At 40.2% G+C, this 17951-nt stretch carries 19 protein-coding genes; 7 read left to right on the forward strand and 12 right to left on the reverse strand.

Features of this window, described 5'->3' with window-relative positions; translation table 11 throughout:
- Window positions 1-31: 31 nt before the first annotated feature.
- From HII17_RS18165 to rnm, 10 genes are all read right to left on the reverse strand, one after another.
- The gene (locus HII17_RS18165) at window positions 32-547 is read right to left on the reverse strand and encodes a YcgN family cysteine cluster protein (protein ID WP_211185415.1); all 516 of its coding nucleotides are present in this window, start codon (window positions 545-547) and stop codon (window positions 32-34) included.
- Window positions 540-1202, reverse strand: a complete 663-nt coding sequence (locus HII17_RS18170; protein WP_169076793.1) for a fumarylacetoacetate hydrolase family protein — start codon at window positions 1200-1202, stop codon at window positions 540-542. The genes HII17_RS18165 and HII17_RS18170 overlap by 8 nt, the downstream gene beginning before the upstream one ends.
- An 8-nt stretch (window positions 1203-1210) precedes the next feature.
- On the reverse strand, window positions 1211-2281 hold the full coding sequence (locus tag HII17_RS18175) for a lytic murein transglycosylase (protein WP_169076831.1): 1071 nt from the start codon (window positions 2279-2281) through the stop codon (window positions 1211-1213).
- Window positions 2282-2287: 6 nt separating this feature from the next.
- Window positions 2288-2572: a YcgL domain-containing protein gene (locus tag HII17_RS18180; RefSeq protein WP_169076794.1), complete on the reverse strand. Its 285-nt coding sequence runs from the start codon at window positions 2570-2572 to the stop codon at window positions 2288-2290.
- 109 nt (window positions 2573-2681) lie between these two features.
- Window positions 2682-3824, reverse strand: coding sequence for a ribonuclease D (gene rnd, locus HII17_RS18185; protein ID WP_169076795.1), 1143 nt, complete (start codon window positions 3822-3824; stop codon window positions 2682-2684).
- 142 nt (window positions 3825-3966) lie between these two features.
- A complete protein-coding gene (gene rluB / locus HII17_RS18190; RefSeq protein ID WP_169076796.1) occupies window positions 3967-4830 on the reverse strand; it encodes a 23S rRNA pseudouridine(2605) synthase RluB in 864 nt (287 codons plus the stop codon).
- Window positions 4831-4876: 46 nt separating this feature from the next.
- Window positions 4877-5449 (reverse strand): SMC-Scp complex subunit ScpB, encoded by a 573-nt coding sequence (scpB, locus tag HII17_RS18195; RefSeq protein ID WP_169076797.1) that lies wholly within the window; start codon window positions 5447-5449, stop codon window positions 4877-4879.
- Window positions 5446-6216: a segregation and condensation protein A gene (locus HII17_RS18200; RefSeq protein ID WP_169076798.1), complete on the reverse strand. Its 771-nt coding sequence runs from the start codon at window positions 6214-6216 to the stop codon at window positions 5446-5448. Before HII17_RS18200 ends, scpB begins: the two co-directional genes overlap by 4 nt.
- Window positions 6217-6226: 10 nt before the next feature.
- Complete coding sequence (locus HII17_RS18205) at window positions 6227-6847, reverse strand: L-threonylcarbamoyladenylate synthase (RefSeq protein ID WP_169076799.1); 621 nt, start codon at window positions 6845-6847, stop codon at window positions 6227-6229.
- Between the two features lie 18 nt (window positions 6848-6865).
- Window positions 6866-7729: an RNase RNM gene (rnm, locus tag HII17_RS18210; RefSeq protein ID WP_169076800.1), complete on the reverse strand. Its 864-nt coding sequence runs from the start codon at window positions 7727-7729 to the stop codon at window positions 6866-6868.
- A 341-nt stretch (window positions 7730-8070) separates the two neighbouring features.
- Between rnm and aroF the strand changes: the two genes are divergently transcribed.
- Genes aroF through trpA form a run of 7 tightly spaced genes read left to right on the forward strand, consistent with a single transcriptional unit; the run spans window position 8071 to window position 15759 of the window.
- Window positions 8071-9087 carry a 3-deoxy-7-phosphoheptulonate synthase gene (aroF, locus tag HII17_RS18215; RefSeq protein WP_169076801.1) on the forward strand — a complete coding sequence of 339 codons (1017 nt, stop codon included), beginning with the start codon at window positions 8071-8073 and terminating at the stop codon, window positions 9085-9087.
- Between the two features lie 8 nt (window positions 9088-9095).
- On the forward strand, window positions 9096-10679 hold the full coding sequence (locus tag HII17_RS18220; RefSeq protein ID WP_169076802.1) for an anthranilate synthase component 1: 1584 nt from the start codon (window positions 9096-9098) through the stop codon (window positions 10677-10679).
- Window positions 10679-11311, forward strand: a complete 633-nt coding sequence (locus HII17_RS18225) for an aminodeoxychorismate/anthranilate synthase component II (protein WP_169076803.1) — start codon at window positions 10679-10681, stop codon at window positions 11309-11311. The genes HII17_RS18220 and HII17_RS18225 overlap by 1 nt, the downstream gene beginning before the upstream one ends.
- A gap of 8 nt (window positions 11312-11319) precedes the next feature.
- Window positions 11320-12336, forward strand: a complete 1017-nt coding sequence (trpD, locus tag HII17_RS18230; RefSeq protein WP_169076804.1) for an anthranilate phosphoribosyltransferase — start codon at window positions 11320-11322, stop codon at window positions 12334-12336.
- Window positions 12336-13712 (forward strand): bifunctional indole-3-glycerol-phosphate synthase TrpC/phosphoribosylanthranilate isomerase TrpF, encoded by a 1377-nt coding sequence (gene trpCF / locus HII17_RS18235; protein WP_169076805.1) that lies wholly within the window; start codon window positions 12336-12338, stop codon window positions 13710-13712. The genes trpD and trpCF overlap by 1 nt, the downstream gene beginning before the upstream one ends.
- Before the next feature lie 2 nt (window positions 13713-13714).
- Window positions 13715-14941 carry a tryptophan synthase subunit beta gene (gene trpB / locus HII17_RS18240; RefSeq protein WP_169076806.1) on the forward strand — a complete coding sequence of 409 codons (1227 nt, stop codon included), beginning with the start codon at window positions 13715-13717 and terminating at the stop codon, window positions 14939-14941.
- Complete coding sequence (gene trpA / locus HII17_RS18245) at window positions 14941-15759, forward strand: tryptophan synthase subunit alpha (protein WP_169076807.1); 819 nt, start codon at window positions 14941-14943, stop codon at window positions 15757-15759. Before trpB ends, trpA begins: the two co-directional genes overlap by 1 nt.
- A 79-nt stretch (window positions 15760-15838) precedes the next feature.
- Here trpA and HII17_RS18250 read toward each other — a convergent pair whose 3' ends face one another.
- Both HII17_RS18250 and HII17_RS18255 read right to left on the reverse strand, forming a co-directional pair.
- Window positions 15839-16249, reverse strand: a complete 411-nt coding sequence (locus tag HII17_RS18250; RefSeq protein WP_211185416.1) for a DUF4124 domain-containing protein — start codon at window positions 16247-16249, stop codon at window positions 15839-15841.
- Window positions 16250-16346: 97 nt separating this feature from the next.
- Window positions 16347-17861 (reverse strand): DUF4397 domain-containing protein, encoded by a 1515-nt coding sequence (locus HII17_RS18255; protein ID WP_169076808.1) that lies wholly within the window; start codon window positions 17859-17861, stop codon window positions 16347-16349.
- Window positions 17862-17951 lie beyond the last annotated feature (90 nt).

Genomic DNA, 17951 nt, shown 5'->3' on the forward strand with positions numbered 1-17951 from the left:
CACAGTTTAAACTAAGCTAGGATGTTAGGTATTAATCCAATTCATTCAGTGGCCATGTAACAATATGCTCGTCATAGTCTTCAAGGTAAACATCGTTATCTTTCACTATTTTTCCACGAACTGACATTCCAGCTTTGTGCATTGCACTTTTCTTCCCCTTATTTAATAACGGGTGCCAGCTTGGCATCCCCTTACCTTCTTGCAGGCGGCGATATGTGCAACTTGGCGGCATAAAAAATACATCATCAAGGTTATCTTGCGTTAGCTTTACGCAGTCTGGTACTAATGTAGTACGCTTTTCATATTGCGTGCAGGCACAAGTTTTATCGTTCAATAAATAACAAGCGATATTGGTATAAACTAACTGTTCATCTTCATGAATATAGTCAGTTGGTTTAAACTCGTCTTCTTCAGCGGTGTCTTCGCTTTCTATGAATTTGTGTAAGCAACATTTAGCACAACCATCACATAGCGACTCCCATTCTTGGCGAGTCATTTCAGTTAACGATTTAGTTTCCCAAAATGGGGGAATAGCAGGCTTAGTCATTGCTAACAACACCTTCAAATTGGTGATTCTCTAACGTTAAGGATAGCTTATCACCAGCAAATAGTGGTGCTACACCTTTAGGTGTACCTGTAAACACTATATCACCCGGTAGCAAGGTGAAATGCTTGCTAATTATCGAAACAAGCTCGGCAATACTGCGGATCATCAATGCTGATTGCCCTTGCTGCCTTAACACATCATTTACCGTTAAGCTAAATTCTATCTTGCTTAAATCTGAAACTTTATTTAACGGAATGAAAGGCGAAACTGGTGCCGACAAATCGAACGACTTGGCAACCTCCCATGGTCGACCTAATTCTTTCATTGCGCGTTGAACATCTCTAAGCGTTAAATCTAAGCCTATCCCTACCCCCCAAATTGCAGCTATTGCTTGCTGAGGAGAGGCCGCTTTTAACGGTTTATTAATTAATACTGCTATTTCAGCTTCGTTATGACATTCACCTTGCCCACTAGGGATAACAACGGGCGATAAAAGCGAACAAATCGCAGTGTTGGGTTTCATAAATAGCACCGCTTCACCATTAACGATGCTATTCATTTCTTTTATATGATCATGATAGTTTTGGCCCACGCAAACCACCTTTCCAACAGGAAGTTCTATGGCGTGTCCATTGATATCAATATGTTGATACATGCGGCGCTCTACTGAATTGGTGGAAACTTAATACGATCAGATAGGTGACCGACAGAACTTACAAAGTAATAAGACAAGTTCCAATGCATCAAACTCTTATAATTATTGTAAGCAAGATAAGCTCTACCGTTTGCATCATCAGGAAATACTAAAGCAGCTTTTATCTCCACTTTGGGTAATGCCGTACCGTCAGTGCGTCTAACCCCTAGCTCTTGCCATTCTTGCAACGTTTTTTCAGTGTTAGTCCAGGCTTTCAACCAGTTTTTACGACTACCAGTATTCTTTGGAATGGCTAAGGACGTATCAAAACCTTCTGGTAATTTAACTTGTCTTCCCCAGGTTAACTCATCGCTCCAACCTTCCTTCTTAAGGTAGTTAGCCATTGAAGCAAAGACATCGGCTTGATTGCCCCAAATGTCTTTTTTGCCATCACCATCGCCATCAACGGCATAGCTCATAAACGATGTTGGCATGAACTGATTTTGCCCCATTGCACCAGCCCAAGAGCCCTTCATATTTTCAACACTAATATGACCTTCTTCTAAAATTGACAATGCTGCCCAAAGTTGCTTCTTAAAGAAAGCTTCTCGGCGACCTTCATAAGCAAGGGTTGATAATGCTGACACAACATTAAAGTTACCCATGATTTTACCAAAATTAGTTTCTAAGCCCCAAAGCGCTACGATAAACCTTGGCTGTACGCCATATTCATTGCCAATCTTGGTTAATAACTCTTGATGTTCTTTATATCGCTTTCTTGCTCTATCAACCTTCCATTGTGGCACACGCTTGGGCAAGTAAGTATCAAGTGTTTCGACAGTTTCCGGTTGATTACGATCCGCTTTCACTGCTCGTTTATAAAATTGGATATTTGCAAAGCTTTGATCAAGCAATTGCTGTGAAAACCCCTTGGCGAGTGCTTCAGTTTTTAATATTTCGACATACTCTTCATAGCTGATTTTTGCATCGATAATTTCATCGTCGGCTTGTCCAGCAGCCATTGCATTTGAAAAGAAGAAAGGAGAAATATTCAGTGCAATAGCGAGCGCCATCGAACTAATTTTACGACAAGATAACATGGCCAATTAACCCTCTTTTTGTTTTTTTAACATCGCTTTATGCTCGTCTAACAGGTTTTCCTGAGGCGGTGGTAATTGCAGATAAAAGCCTTGTTCTGAAAGGTTTTCTTTCACCTTATCAATATCTGCTAAAGCGAGTTTTTCTTGGCTAGCAAGGTTCAATACGGTAACTAATATCGGGGAGCCAAAGGTTTTTAATAACGCTTCTGGTACCTCAGAGAAATCATCACGTTTGTTGACGAATAAATATGTTTGATCTTTTTTGGGGCTTTTATACACCGCACATAGCATAACGGAGACCTATGAGTTGTTGAAAATAAACGAAATGCCAATATAACATGAGCCATGTTGGCTTGAAATCGGTTAATCGTGAAAATTTGTGTTAAAGCAGATAATCGTTTTACTCACTAAATCCATTGTCAGCAAATACCGTTAACGACGTTCCTAAAATGGTATTTCGCCAAGGGCGCAATATATCAACTTGCTCGGCGTTATCGCCTGCGCCATTTAATTTAAAGTAATGGGTTAAGAACTGGTTAATTTGCTTTTTTGAGGCCAAGTTCTCAGGGCTTAATGCATGCTGCTCTGCAGTTTGCGCGACGAAGTTTTTCACTTTCTTAAATATCTGCTTATAACCTGGATATTCATCTAAGCGTGTAATCTTTTGCGGATATAGTTCAGGCGATTCTTGTTGTGCTTCTCTTAGTACAGCTAACATTGCCTTTCCTTGATAACGTATATCCAAATTTTCAACACCTTCGATAGCCGCCATAGCTCCGGTATTTTTTGGCGAATATTGAGCGACATAGAACAAACTATGATCTTTAACAATAAAACTTAAAGGTTGATCTTTGGTTTTAGCCTTTTGATAACGCCAACGCGCTAAATGCTTTAGGTTATTAAGTTGCTTAGGGTTTAATTTCCAAGCCATTTTAATATTTCGATACAGCTCATCTTCATTAATTTCAGTGAACTTACGCTCTACCATTAATTCCGTTTCTTGCTCACAAGCTTGTAACCACCCTTTGTGCTCTACTTCTTCTAACAATTTTGGATACAACTGATACAAATAATCAACATCAGCTTGTGCATAACGAATTTGCTTTTCACTTAACGGTCTTTTGGTCCAGTCAGTGCGAGACTCTGACTTATCAAGTTCAATGTCTAAATAGTGCTTTACCGTCGCCGCATAGCCAAGTGATAGCCCGTGCCCTAAGAACGTCATCATTACTTGGCTGTCAATTAGATTTTTCGGCCGACAATTACCTGCGGTTAAGAACACCTCTAAATCTTCTGAGCAGGCATGGATGACTTTTTTGATTTGGTCATTTTCTAATAGCTGCCAAAACGGCGTTAAATCACTAATTTCTATCGGATCGATTAGCGCTAATTGCTGGCCATCATTGATTTGAAGTAAGCCTAATCTTGGGTATAGGGTTCTTGTACGTACAAACTCAGTATCAACAACTAATACTTTTGCATTTTGATAGTGCTCACATAATTGATTAAGTGATGTTTGATCTTGAATGTAATGACGCTGCACGTATAAACCGCCCTGATTAACGCATAATGAACTTAGGTAAATTAACTGTTCAACCACCTATACAATTGAATAATCATAGGTGGTTACAAGGCTTGCACGTTATCGTAAATTGACGAAGAAACCAAGTAGAAACGGGTATTTGTTACTTTCTATTTCTTCGTACAGATTGCTTATGACGTTGTTGGTGCTTTTTAACACTACGACGAATGCGCCTGTTTTTCGCATTGTCGATCATTTTTTCGTTTACCTTAACCTTAGATTCCGTTTCAACAGGAAGTTTGACGGCTTTACGATAATAGTTAACATCTTTAAGACCAAGCTCAGTCCAACCACCAACTGGCAGTTGACGCTGTAATTCTAAATCTCCATAGCGGACACGGATCAGACGACTTACCTGCACATCTTGGCTTTCCCATAGACGACGAACTTCACGGTTACGACCTTCAGATAACACCACATGGAACCAATGATTTCGTCCTTCACCACCACGGTACGTTATTTTTTGGAATTTGGCTGGGCCGTCTTCAAGTTTTACACCATTGCGCAGGCGTTGCAGCATAGCATCATCTACTTCACCAAAGACACGTACGGCATATTCACGTTCTATTTTATGGGATGGGTGCATAAGACGGTTGGCAAGTTCACCGTCAGTGGTAAATAGCAACATGCCAGAAGTGTTGATATCAAGACGGCCGACAGCGATCCAACGTCCACTTTCTAACGGTGGCAAGCGATCGAAAACGGTTGGTCTACCTTCTGGATCTTTTCGAGTACACATTTCGCCTTCAGGCTTATTGTACATTAGAATGCGACAGACTTGTTCTTCCGCCGGCTTAAGAACAACCGCATGACCATCAACACGAATTTGTTCGTTACCTTCAACACGATCACCAAGGTAGGCGGTTTTGCCATTTACACTTACTCGTCCAGCACTTATAACAGCTTCCATTTCCCTACGAGAGCCTTTACCTGCACGCGCAAGTACTTTTTGTAACTTTTCAGACATAGGTCTTTATCTCAATACGTCAGTAGCTTCACGCAAATAAAGTGCGCTACGCTTCTGTCTCTTTAATATTAATGTCTTCAACCTCTACAGTTGAATGACTGATTGGCATTACCTCTGGTAACTGCTTTAGCGATTGTAAGCCAAAATACGATAGAAATATTTTGGTCGTTCCATATATTGCCGGCCGCCCAGGAACTTCTCTATGGCCAATAACCTTAATCCATTGACGCTCACTAAGTGTCTTTATTATATAACTACTTAGGGCCACTCCGCGAATTTCTTCTATTTCTGAGCGAGTTATTGGTTGTTTATAGGCAATTGTTGCCAAGGTTTCCATCATCGCCGGCGAGATTTTAGTTGATTTCTCTTGATGAAGCGATGTTAATTCATCTTTAAATCTATTGGCCGTTTGAAATCGATATCCGTTTGCAACCGATATCAGGTTGACACCACGACCATCATAGTCATTTACCAACTGATTTATGGCTAGTTTAATTTGTTGTGAAGACACTGCAATGCCGATATTTTCGCTAAGCAGCTGTTTAAGCTTTTGACTACTAAGTGGCTGGCTATGGCTAAATAAAATAGCTTCAACGAGTCCTTTGATGTGCTCACTCATATTAATGAAACCTCAAGTATTCCATTGTATTCTAGACAATTAATTTTTTGCAGCTTCAACAGCTCCAATACTGCTAAAAACGTGACGACAGCCCCTTGCCTACCTTCTTCAACATTAAACAATTCATTCAGTGGCATTGGTTTATTTTCATTTGTGAGTATCAACAGCAAATATTCTATTTTGTCATGTGTAGCAATTGCTTCTCGCTGAATATGATGATGCTCAAAAGCCGCTTGTTTTTTTAATATTTTCTGGAAAGCAACCACCAGTTCGTTTAGTGAAACTTCCTCAAATGCACGTGGTTCAACATGTTCATTTATTACAGCACTAACAAAAAAATCTCGCTCTTCTCTCGGCAAAGACTCCATAACTTCAGAAGCATGTTTAATTCGCTGATATTCTTGTAACCGCCTAACTAACTCTGCTCTTGGATCTTCTTCATCTTCCTCTATAGCTGGTTTAGGTAACAATAAACGTGACTTAATATGGGCTAATGTTGCAGCCATCACTAAATAGTCTGAAGATAAATCAATATCCTGTTGCTCTAGTTGTTCAATGTATCGAAAATATTGTATTGAAATAGGCGCAATGGGTAGGTCGGCAATATCAAACTTTTGTTTTTTGATTAAGTAGAGCAGCAAATCGAGAGGCCCTTCGAAAGCATCTAGGTGTATTTCTAGCGCATCTTCAGGAATATATAGATCATTGGGCTTTTCAGTGTAATTTTCGCCACGTACTATCGCCAACGGTAAGTCTTGCTGTTCCATTTATAATTAGTTATTCAAAAGGGCTAGCGTCACCTTCTCCGACACGAACAATTTCTACGTCGCCTTCAGAAAAGTCGATAACGGTTGTTGGGTGCTCCCCCAAGTAACCACCATTTAAGATAAGATCTACGCGTTTTTCTAAAATATCACGAATATGTTCAGGGTCATACTCTGCCATATCTTCGCCCGGCATTATCAGCGTAGTAGACATTAACGGTTCACCTAGTTCGGTTAATAGTGCTTGAGTGATTTCATTTTTTGGAATTCGGATCCCTATGGTTTTCTTTTTAGGGTTCATTAAACGCCGAGGCACCTCTTTCGTCGCTTTGAAAATGAAAGTATATGCTCCTGGCGTATTATTCTTCATCAACCTAAAAGCGGTGTTATCAACCTTGGCATATTCAGATAATTCAGATAAATCACGACAAACCAAAGCAAAGTCATGATCCATATCGATATTTCTAATCTGACAAATACGTTCAAGTGCTTTTTTATCACCTAAATGGCATCCAAGCGCATAGCCTGAATCAGTTGGATAAACGACCACAGCACCATCTTTAATAAGTGTTGCGGCCTGTTTCATTAGTCTGCCTTGAGGGTTGTCTGGGTGTACATAGAAGAACTGGCTCATAGAAAATTCCTTTGCGGCTTACTGCCAAAGTTGCCAAATCGGTTTTACTTGTTCAGGTAAGGATAAATTGCGCCCTAAATCACTCCATTTACTCGGGTAATGAAAATCTGAACCAAGCGATGCATATAAATCATATTCTAGACAAAAGGTTAGCATAAGTCGCCTTTGTTCTGGGTTCATTTGTGGCAAAACGATTTCCATTCCATCACCACCTACTTCCTTAAAATCAAGAATTAGTCGTCTCAACCATTTAGACGTCATATCATAGCGCATTGGATGCGCAATGATTGCCGTGCCACCTGCTTGGTGAATTGCTGAAACAGCCGCTTCAATATCACACCATTGTGGTTTCACAAAAGCGCGTTTTCCTTTGCCAATATACTTATCAAAAGCGGCTTGCATTGTACTTACATGACCTTCGTCATGAAGTACCCGTGCAAAGTGGGCGCGAGTAATAGAGCCCTCACCAGCTAAAGCTTTCGCTTTTGACAACATACTATCAAAGCCACACTTAGCTAGCTTTTCATTCATCATTAACGCTCTAGCTTCACGAGCCTGTTGCTGCTTTGCTATCAATGCTAATAATGCTGGGTGTTCAATATCTATGTTCAAGCCCACGATATGAATTTCAAAATTTTGCCACAATGTGGACAATTCAATACCAGAAATAAGTGTCAGTTTATAAGATTGTTCTAAAATATAACGATTTGCACTATCGAACGCGGCAACCGTGTCATGATCGGTAATGGCAAGAGCCTGAACCTGAAAATTTACAGCTCTATCAATGAGCTGCTCTGGCTTTAGCTTGCCGTCTGAAAGGTTTGTGTGTGTATGAAAATCACAACGAGTGGATAAATTAAAGTCAAAATCAGCTATTGACATAAAACCAAATATGCATTCTTATATATAGCGTTGATTCTACTTGGAACCAACATTAATTAACAGCAATTACGATAAAGACATGAACAACACAAAATATACATTACAACTGATTTGGTGGTGGCATAACTCTACATAGGTGGGTTATGAGCTTTTGTGCATGTCATGTAAATGATAAAAAAAGATTCTGAAAACCCGCCTTCTGGCGGGTTTTTGCATTTATACGCTTTGATTTTTTGGAAATTAAAATGTTAACAACAAAAGTAAAAAGTTGGTTTATTTGGTGGCTACAGCCAATTTACGCCGGATGACACAAATAAATTAACGATTAGGAAACATAACAAATGATTATTGTACTTAAACCGCAAGCGACAGAAGCGGACGCAAACGAAATTTTAGAAAAAATAGCCTCTTTAGGTTTAAAACCTCTTTATATGCCAGGAGTAGAACGCACGGTACTTGGTGCACTTGGCGACGAACGAGTACTTCGCCAACTTCATTTAGATAGCTACCCAATGGTAGATGAAATCAAACCTGTATTAAGCCCATATAAATTAGTAAGCCGAGAGCTACAAGCTCATGACTCTATTGTATCAATTGGTGGTACCAAAGTCGGTGGTGGTAACTTTACGGTTATTGCAGGGCCATGTTCAGTAGAGTCAGAGCAGCAATTATTTAGTGTTGCTGAAATGATTAAGTCTCATGGCGTGCCTTTATTAAGAGGTGGCGCTTATAAACCTAGAACAAGTCCATACAGCTTCCAAGGTTTGGGTGAAGACGGACTTAAATTACTTAAAGCGGCCAAAGCACAATATCAATTACCGACAGTATCTGAAATCATCGACCCTGTTGATGCTGAGTTGATGGCAGAGTATATAGACTGTTATCAAATAGGCGCTCGCAATATGCAAAACTTTCGGTTATTAGAGGCCGTTGGTAAACAAAAAATTCCGGTACTATTAAAACGCGGAATGAGCGCGACTATTGAAGAGCTGTTACTAGCCGCCGAATACATTATTAATGCCGGTAACCCTAACGTTATTTTATGTGAGCGAGGCATTCGCACTTTTGAAACGGCAACTCGTAATACCCTTGATTTAAATGCCGTCGCCTATTTAAAAGAAAAAACTCATTTACCGGTACTGGTCGACCCGTCTCATGGTACTGGCGTGAAATCATTAATTAACCCGCTTTCTCGCGCTGCTGCAGCCGTGGGCGCTGACGGTATTATTGTTGAAGCACATTTAAATCCTAAAGAAGCATTATCTGACGGACATCAAGCATTAACCGCAGATGACTTTGCTAAGCTAATGGCAGATATAAAACCTTTCGTAAATGCCGCTGGCAAAACGATGAAATAGGAAATGACATGAGAGTCGACATTAACAAGGAAATTGGTGCTGTTAATACATTGTCTGGCAATGCTAATTACCAAAGTGATCCGCTAGCAGTATATCAACGCTTGTGCCAGCATAAACCAAATAGCGTATTGCTAGAATCTGCGGAAATAGATAAAAAGCATGAATTGAAAAGCTTACTAGTCACCGATAGCGCAGTAAAAATAACCTGCAATGGCAACCAAGTGACGTTTAAAGCACTAAGTCTCAATGGTGAAGCTGCATTAACTTATGTAGCAGAACAATTAGCAAGTAAAGCGCAGTTAGTGACTTCTAAAGATGGCATAACGGCTACTTTTAATTCTGTAAATATCAACCTTGATGAAGTATCACGCTTAAAAGCGAGTAATTCATTTGATGCATTGCGTGCTTTTAAACAAATCACCAATAACGATCATCACGACTTCGCAATATTTTTAGCCGGTTGTTTTGCGTTTGATATGATGTCGGTTGCCGAACAATTACCCCATGTGAACGACGGTGAAAACACCTGCCCCGATTATGTTTTCTATCTTGCCGAAACTATAGTGGTTGTAGACCATGAAAAACGAAGTTCGGAAATAATCGGCAATGTGTTTTCAGGGCCTGAGCAGCAAAAATGTTATTTTGAGATCAGTCGCCGACTGTCCGAAATCAAACAGCTATTAGCCACGCCTATTTCAATTTCAGCAAAGAATGAGAATAAGCAAACTTCACCAGCGCCAAGCGTAAATGTTGATATTGAAGACGAGCAATTTTGTCAAAACGTTGAAGCGCTTAAGGAACATATCCGCGCCGGCGATATATTTCAAGTAGTACCTTCTCGTACATTCAGTTTGCCTTGTCCAAATCCTATTGCAGCTTACCAAGCATTAAAAAGGACTAACCCAAGCCCTTATATGTTCTTTATGCAAGACGACGATTTTTGTATTTTTGGCGCGTCACCTGAGTCAGCATTAAAATATCAAACATCAAATAACCAAGTAGAGCTATATCCAATCGCAGGTACCCGCCCTCGTGGAAAAATTAACGGTGAGTTATCACCTGATTTGGACAGTCGTATTGAACTTGAGCTCAGGCAAGATCAAAAAGAGCTAGCCGAACATATCATGCTGGTTGATTTAGCACGTAACGACATCGCTCGAGTTTCAATTCCTGGCACGCGCCACGTTGCAGAACTATTAAAAGTTGATCGTTATTCTCATGTTATGCATTTAGTATCACGTGTTTGCGGGCAACTTAAGCCTGATTTAGATGCCCTTCACGCCTATCAAGCTTGTATGAATATGGGCACTTTATCTGGCGCGCCAAAAGTAAAAGCAACTGAATTAATTCGCCAATTTGAAGGAAAACGTCGTGGTAGTTATGGCGGTGCTGTCGGTTACATGACAGGCGAGGGCGAAATGGACACCTGTATTGTTATCCGTTCCGCCTTTGTGAAAAATGAAACTGCGCATGTTCAAGCCGGTGCTGGTGTTGTTTATGACTCTGATCCTCAAGCCGAAGCAAATGAAACTCGACAAAAAGCGCAAGCAGTTTTAAATGCTATTGCCATTGCTGAGCAAGGAGAAGCCTAATGGAAGCAGCAATCAACACTCGACATATTGTTATGCTCGACAATTTGGATTCATTTACCTACAACTTAGTTGATGAATTTTATCAACTTGGTTTTGAACCAAAGGTTTACCGAAATACCATTGATGTGGACTTCATTATTTCACAAATTGAAAAGCTAGAAGGTGAAGTACTGTTGGTGCTTTCCCCTGGTCCAGGTTGCCCTAGCCAAGCCGGCTGTTTAATGGAGTTAATTGCGAAGACAGTTGGCAAGTATCCTATTGTCGGTATTTGCCTGGGCCACCAAGCCCTCATAGAGCACTATGGCGGGAAAGTGGATCGGGCACCGCAAATTGTCCATGGTAAATCTTCTGCTATTACACATAGTGCATGTGGCGCTTTTGATGGGATCAATAATCCTATTCCAGTTGCACGCTATCACTCTCTCGTAGCGACTGTAATGCCAGACACACTAACTACAACTGCAACTGTTGATGATTTAGTGATGGCCATTGAGCATAAAACTGATGCCGTGGTTGGATTTCAATTTCATCCAGAGTCAGTGCTCACCACGTATGGCAGCCACTTACTAGCCCAAGCCATTGACCATGTATTTCACTTATTTAGCGCTAACTACATAGAACAAAAAGGATAATTGTTGCCATGAATTCAGTATTAGACACCCTAATTAGTCAACAATCATTAACACAAGAGCAAGCACTTACGTTTTTTGAGCAAATGATCCAAGGTGATGTTGCACCAGAATTATTAGCTTCGGTACTAACCGCGTTAAAAATAAAAGGCGAAACACCGCAAGAAATAGCCGGTGCCGCTCTAGCCGTTAGAAATAACGCTACGTCATTCCCGTCACTCGATTTTACTGTAGCCGATTGTGTCGGCACCGGAGGAGACGGCGCCAATACCATTAATATTTCGACTACTGCAGCAATCTTAGCAGCCGCGTGCGGCTTAAAAATGGCTAAGCATGGAAACAGAAGTGTTTCTTCCATGTCAGGCTCTGCAGATTTACTCGAAGCTTTTGGCGTCAACCTAATGATGTCGCCACAAACCGCGGCAAACTGTTTAGAAAAAGCTAATATTTGTTTCCTATATGCGCCAGCTTATCATCCCGGGTTTAAGCATGCAGCACCTGTAAGAAAGGCTATGGGTGTAAGAACCTTGTTCAATATCCTAGGACCACTCGTTAACCCGTCTGCACCGACAACAATGTTGTTAGGTGTGTACACCCCGCAATTACTAAAAGTGATGGCTGATGCGCTGGTATTAACCGGTGTCAAACGAGGTTGGGTAATACATGGCAGCGGTTTAGATGAAATTGCCTTGCACGGCCCAACACAGATCATTGAACTAAACAACGGCACGGTTACCGAGAAAACCATTACACCTGAAGATTTTGGGCTTGATTCATATAGCTTGGAAGATATTAAAGGCGGAACACCAGAGCAAAACGCTCAAGCTATCAAGCAGATCCTCTCCGGCAGTGGCCCAGCGGCTCATAATGCTGCGGTAATTATTAACTGTGCGGCCTTGCTTTATTTACATGGCAAAGCTAACAATCTGCAAGAAGCAAGGTCTATTGCTGAACAAACACTACTTTCAGGCAAAGCATTTACCACCTTAAATGATTTAGTGCGCTTGTCTAATCAGGAGCAGCAATAATGGCAAATGTATTAGAAAAAATTGTCGCTGATAAGTATATTGAAATTGATGCCTTGAAAAAAAGTAAACCACTTGAAAGCTTTATTAACCAGTTGAAGCCGACACAAAAAGATCTTTATGGCGAATTATCCAAAGATGATGCTGGATTTATTTTGGAATGTAAAAAAGCTTCACCTTCTAAAGGCTTGATTCGTCCAGACTTTGATGTGGTTGAAATTGCTAAAACCTATGACAAGTATGCCGCGGGTATATCTGTTCTTACCGATGAAAAGTACTTCCAAGGAACTTTTGACTACCTAAAACAAGTGACAGACGTTGTTAAGTCACCTGTACTAAATAAAGACTTTTTTATTGACACCTACCAAGTTCATTTGGCTCGTTATTATGGCGCTGACGCAATATTGCTTATGTTAAGTGTGCTAAACGATGAGCAATATCAATCATTAGCAAACGTGGCAAAGTCGTATAATCTAGCGATATTAACTGAGGTATCTAATCAAGAAGAAGTTGAACGAGCCATAGCATTAGATGCAAAATTAATCGGTATCAACAATCGTAATTTGCGTGATCTTTCAACTGACATTACTCGTACATTTGAGTTTGCTCCTTACATTCCAGATGACAGATTAGTCATATCAGAATCTGGTATATACACCAATGCTCAAGTTCGCGAATTAGCGCCAGCTGTTAATGGCTTTTTAGTTGGTAGCTCAATAATGGCAAAAGATGACATTGACCTAGCTTGTAGAGAACTCATTTATGGTCACAATAAAGTTTGTGGTTTAACAAGGAATGAGGATGCCTTAGCAATAAAGGCACAAGGTGCAATTTATGGCGGGCTAATTTTTGCTGAAAAATCGCCTCGTTGTATCGATATTGAACAAGCCAAAACCATTACTAATAAGGTAAACGGTTTAAATTATATCGGTGTTTTTGTAAATCATCCGGTATCGACAGTCGCTGAAATAGCAAACACCATTAATCTCTTTGCTGTGCAACTTCACGGTAATGAAAATCAAGACTACATTGCAGCGCTGAAACCTTTGTTACCGGCAGGTTGCGTTATTTGGAAAGCAATATCAGTTGAAGACCAAGTACCAGATCTAAACTTAAAGGTAGACAAGTGGCTACTCGATGGTAAATCGCCCGGAAGTGGCAAGGCTTTTAATTGGCAAGCGTTAGCCAGCTCAGAACAAGACTTATCAGCTTGTTTATTGGCCGGAGGTATAGGTATCGACAATATTGATACCGCGATAGATACAGCAACACAACATGAATTATTTGGTCTTGATATTAACTCTGGGATTGAAAACGAGCCTGGTATCAAGTCTGCGGCAAAAATCGAACAAGTATTTGCCCATATTAGGAATTATTAATAATGACCACTCAAGAATTTGAAAAACCAAAAGCATTAGAAACACTACCGCCTTATTTTGGCGATTTCGGGGGGATGTACGTTAGTGAACTATTAGTTCCCGCCCTAGAACAACTAGAAAAAGCCTTTGTTGACTCGCAATCAGATGAAGAGTTTATCGAAGAATTTAATCGACTACTAACCGATTATGCCGGTAGACCAACCCCATTAACGCTTTGTAGAAATTTATCGCCTAACCCTCTGGCCAAAATATATTTAAAGCGTGAAGATTTATTGCATGGTGGTGCTCATAAAACCAACCAAGTACTTGGCCAAGCACTACTGGCTAAACGTATGGGAAAAACTGAAATCATTGCAGAAACCGGTGCTGGACAACATGGAGTAGCATCTGCAATTGCATGTTCATTACTAGGGTTAAAATGTCGAGTATACATGGGAGCAAAAGACTGTGAACGTCAGCAGCCAAATGTATTCCGCATGCGGTTAATGGGCGCAGAAGTCATTCCTGTAACCGCTGGTAGCGGCACACTAAAAGATGCCGTAAATGAAGCGTTGCGTGACTGGTCAGGCAATTATGACAATGCGCATTATTTACTTGGTACCGCTGCGGGCCCTCATCCTTTCCCAACGATAGTTCGAGAGTTCCAAAAAATGATTGGTGAGGAAGCCAAGCAGCAGCTATTGAAACAAGAAGGCCGTCTGCCAGATTATGTTATTGCATGTGTTGGTGGAGGCTCAAATGCCATCGGCATGTTCAACGACTTCATCCATGAAACATCGGTAAAATTAGTCGGCGTAGAAGCTGGTGGTAAAGGTATTGATACCGACCAACATGGTGCAACGCTATCAGCTGGTAGTAAAGGAATGTTACACGGCAATTACACCTACATAATGCAAGATCAATTTGGTCAAATTGAAGAATCCTACTCTGTATCTGCAGGTTTAGATTACCCAGGTGTTGGACCACAACATTCGTTTTTAAAAGACTCTGGCCGCGCACAATATGTCCCGATAAACGACGATGAAGCGTTAGATGCATTCCAAGCACTGGCTAAAAATGAAGGAATTATACCTGCACTTGAATCTTCGCATGCACTGGCACAAGCACTTAAAATGGCTGCCGAAGTGACAGAGGAAACGGTTTTCTTAGTAAATTTATCTGGCAGAGGTGACAAAGATCTCTCCCACGTACACAGCATATTAGCGCCAGCACAAGGAGGAGAAAAATAATGACTCATACAACACAACGCTATGAAAACAAATTTGCCTCTCTCGCGTCAAAAAATGAAGGAGCATTTATTCCGTTTGTTACTATAGGTGACCCTAATAGAGAGCAATCTCTTGCTATTATAAAAACACTTATTGACGCAGGCGCTGATGCGTTAGAACTTGGTATTCCATTTTCAGATCCAAGTGCCGATGGGATTACCATTCAAATGGCAGGTATTCGTGCACTTTCTGCAGGTATAACAACCGACACTTGTATCGAAATTTTAAAAGAAATTAGAAGTTATGCCCCAACTATTCCAATTGGCTTGTTACTTTACGGCAACCTAGTTTTTGCTCGCGGTATCGATAAGTTTTATCAAGACATGAGCGATGCTGGTGTCGATTCGATTCTTATAGCGGATGTACCCATTCGTGAAAGTGCTCCGTTTAGAAAAGCGGCAAATGAAAGTAACGTTGCCCCCATATTTATTGCACCTCCTAATGCTTCTCAACAGACACTGAAAGAAGTTGCCTCATTCAGTAAAGCTTATACGTATGTGCTTAGCAGAGCTGGCGTAACGGGTACAGAAACCAAAGCGGCAATGCCAGCAGATAGCTTAATAAAAACCCTGCAAGAATATAAAGCCCCACCACCTGTCTTAGGCTTTGGTATTTCTAGCCCTGAACAAGTTAAAGAGGCGATAGCTTCTGGTGCAGCTGGTGCAATTAGTGGCTCTGCCGTCGTTAAGATTATAGAAACGCATTTAAGCGATCAAAACAAAATGTTACGTGAATTAGCAGAATTTGTTTCGAAAATGAAAGCAGCGACTAAACGTTAATAAAGCTATGTAACATTAAGCTCCTTAGAAATAAAAAAAACGAGCTATTAAGCTCGTTTTTTTTAATTAAAATAGGGTTTTACTGACAATTACTCCGCGCCAATATTTTATCCGCTTGATCTAAAAAGATCCTAGCTAGACGTGCTTGCTGTGGAGTTCCGCCATTAAGTTCACGCGAACGTTTATTCATTTCAACCCGTAAATCTCGACAAGCTTCTGCGCTATTAGGTACTTCCATCATTTCCATATCGCCACTTGACTCTGGAGCACTTTGATCAGTTTCATTTTGCGTTTGGGCAAGCTTGGCTTCATCAGCCTTTGACGTAATACCTGGTTTTACAAAATAAAGCTTTGCCGCCTTATCTTTAGGCATATCTGAAAAATGGACATTTCCTTGCTCATCAACCCAACGATATACCTCTGCAGATTGCTGAGCCAAAGCAACCGTTGAGATGATTAAAATAGGTAATGCTAGTAACCACTTAGCCAAAATTCATTCCTTGTTTTACCGCAATATGCTCAGTATAGCCCGAACTTTAAAAGGATCCAACTGTTCACATATTAGTGAAAAAATAATAACTCTAGTGTTACTCTACATTCTGCGCAGCAAAAGTTAATTTGTATCCTGTAGCCGATGATTCATCACTTTCTAATAATAAGAACAGGTCCTCACTTTCTTCGTCCAGAGTTAAGTAGTCACTGGCCAATATCACTTCACTACTGTTAATACTCGCAACGATAAACACTTGGTAAGTATTATTAAGCAATGAAATAACATCATTAGCGCTAAATGGCACAGTTGCACTATTTTCTGCAGTATTGATAAATTCATCACTGCGAACAAAATAAACGTCGACCGCAGAAAAATCTTCATCATCTATCAGGTTTACGATATTAATATCGTGCTGGTAAATACCTTGATTACTCGAATTACTCACAACTAATGAATTAACGGTTATCTCAATTTCATCAACTTGGCCGTCGCCGTCTTCATCAACATCACCATCACCATCATGGTCGACATACTCTTCCGAGCTATAGAAAAATATCGTTTTATCATCATTGGCGCTTAACGTGACTAAATGATTTTTAAGAAGTTGTTCGTCTGAACTGGCAATATTTAACGCAAAGCTATAGTCACCGTGCTCAAGGGTAATGGCTTCACTAAATTGACCAAAATTCAACTCGGTTACACTTGGCTGAACTGATGCAGTGTCTGTGTACAAATCAACTGCACCATTGTAGTTTGCCAGCAATTCATTTTCGTTGAGTGCATTAAAAGCTCTAAACCGGGCAAGTGAGCCATCATTTTTATATTCAAATGTGCTGCTGTTAGTCAATACATCAATAACAAAAGGTGATGTATCTACACCTAGGTTTTCTCGTATCATCAACACGTACTGAGAACTAAAAGAAAAACTCACCTCGGTTGACTCAAACAACACTTCGTCAGAGCCAGAGGCGGTTAAATAGAATATGTAATCGTCTTGCTCAAGCTTTAGATTATCTGTTAACGCGGTGTATGTAGAGCTAACAACAAGCGTTGCTTCATTGAATGTTTCATCAGTGCCTGAAACATAAACGTCAACATCCATTATATCGGTATGTAAATTCAAGACTCTTAAATTAAATAGGTCATTTTCGTCGTCTTCATCATCATCAATAATTTCAATGTCATAATTCAATACACGAGGGGTGGTAACGTCTTCAGCGAGTACATATAAGCTTATAACATCTTCAAATATCTCTAATGGTTGCTGATAAATAAGTGACAAATCATCTCTTGCTGTACTATCTTCTTGTTGTAATCCTAGTTCGACATAGTAATCACCTTCCAAAATTTCTATGCGACCGCCGGTTTCTGAATATGATACGCCAGTAAATGTTCTTTCCACGTGTTCATCATCGTCATCTTCTGAATCAAGTTCAATATCTTCATCGATGGTCATGTAAATATCAGGCGCATTGGCCGATGCATTATAGAATTGAATATAGCCAATATCGGTATCTTCGTCTGAGCTGCTAGATTCACAGCCAGATAACAATAAAAGACATGATGCAAGTCCAGCATAAACTGCCGACTTATTAACTTTAATACACATAAAATACCCTTATAATTTTAATGCTATTGTTGTTTGTTTTGATAAATTCAAAGACAAATTTGCGACAATAGAATCGAAATTAATGGGTTA

Source organism: Thalassotalea algicola, assembly GCF_012932965.1.
Classification (GTDB): Bacteria; Pseudomonadota; Gammaproteobacteria; order Enterobacterales; family Alteromonadaceae; genus Thalassotalea_F; species Thalassotalea_F algicola.

Coding starts and splice junctions, on each gene's coding strand:
- HII17_RS18165 (WP_211185415.1), bottom strand. CDS start 547: ATGACTAAGCCTGCTATTCCCCCATTTTGGGAAACTAAATCGTTAACT.
- HII17_RS18170 (WP_169076793.1), bottom strand. CDS start 1,202: ATGTATCAACATATTGATATCAATGGACACGCCATAGAACTTCCTGTT.
- HII17_RS18175 (WP_169076831.1), bottom strand. CDS start 2,281: ATGTTATCTTGTCGTAAAATTAGTTCGATGGCGCTCGCTATTGCACTG.
- HII17_RS18180 (WP_169076794.1), bottom strand. CDS start 2,572: ATGCTATGTGCGGTGTATAAAAGCCCCAAAAAAGATCAAACATATTTA.
- rluB (WP_169076796.1), bottom strand. CDS start 4,830: ATGTCTGAAAAGTTACAAAAAGTACTTGCGCGTGCAGGTAAAGGCTCT.
- scpB (WP_169076797.1), bottom strand. CDS start 5,449: ATGAGTGAGCACATCAAAGGACTCGTTGAAGCTATTTTATTTAGCCAT.
- HII17_RS18200 (WP_169076798.1), bottom strand. CDS start 6,216: ATGGAACAGCAAGACTTACCGTTGGCGATAGTACGTGGCGAAAATTAC.
- HII17_RS18205 (WP_169076799.1), bottom strand. CDS start 6,847: ATGAGCCAGTTCTTCTATGTACACCCAGACAACCCTCAAGGCAGACTA.
- rnm (WP_169076800.1), bottom strand. CDS start 7,729: ATGTCAATAGCTGATTTTGACTTTAATTTATCCACTCGTTGTGATTTT.
- aroF (WP_169076801.1), top strand. CDS start 8,071: ATGATTATTGTACTTAAACCGCAAGCGACAGAAGCGGACGCAAACGAA.
- HII17_RS18220 (WP_169076802.1), top strand. CDS start 9,096: ATGAGAGTCGACATTAACAAGGAAATTGGTGCTGTTAATACATTGTCT.
- HII17_RS18225 (WP_169076803.1), top strand. CDS start 10,679: ATGGAAGCAGCAATCAACACTCGACATATTGTTATGCTCGACAATTTG.
- trpD (WP_169076804.1), top strand. CDS start 11,320: ATGAATTCAGTATTAGACACCCTAATTAGTCAACAATCATTAACACAA.
- trpCF (WP_169076805.1), top strand. CDS start 12,336: ATGGCAAATGTATTAGAAAAAATTGTCGCTGATAAGTATATTGAAATT.
- trpB (WP_169076806.1), top strand. CDS start 13,715: ATGACCACTCAAGAATTTGAAAAACCAAAAGCATTAGAAACACTACCG.
- trpA (WP_169076807.1), top strand. CDS start 14,941: ATGACTCATACAACACAACGCTATGAAAACAAATTTGCCTCTCTCGCG.
- HII17_RS18255 (WP_169076808.1), bottom strand. CDS start 17,861: ATGTGTATTAAAGTTAATAAGTCGGCAGTTTATGCTGGACTTGCATCA.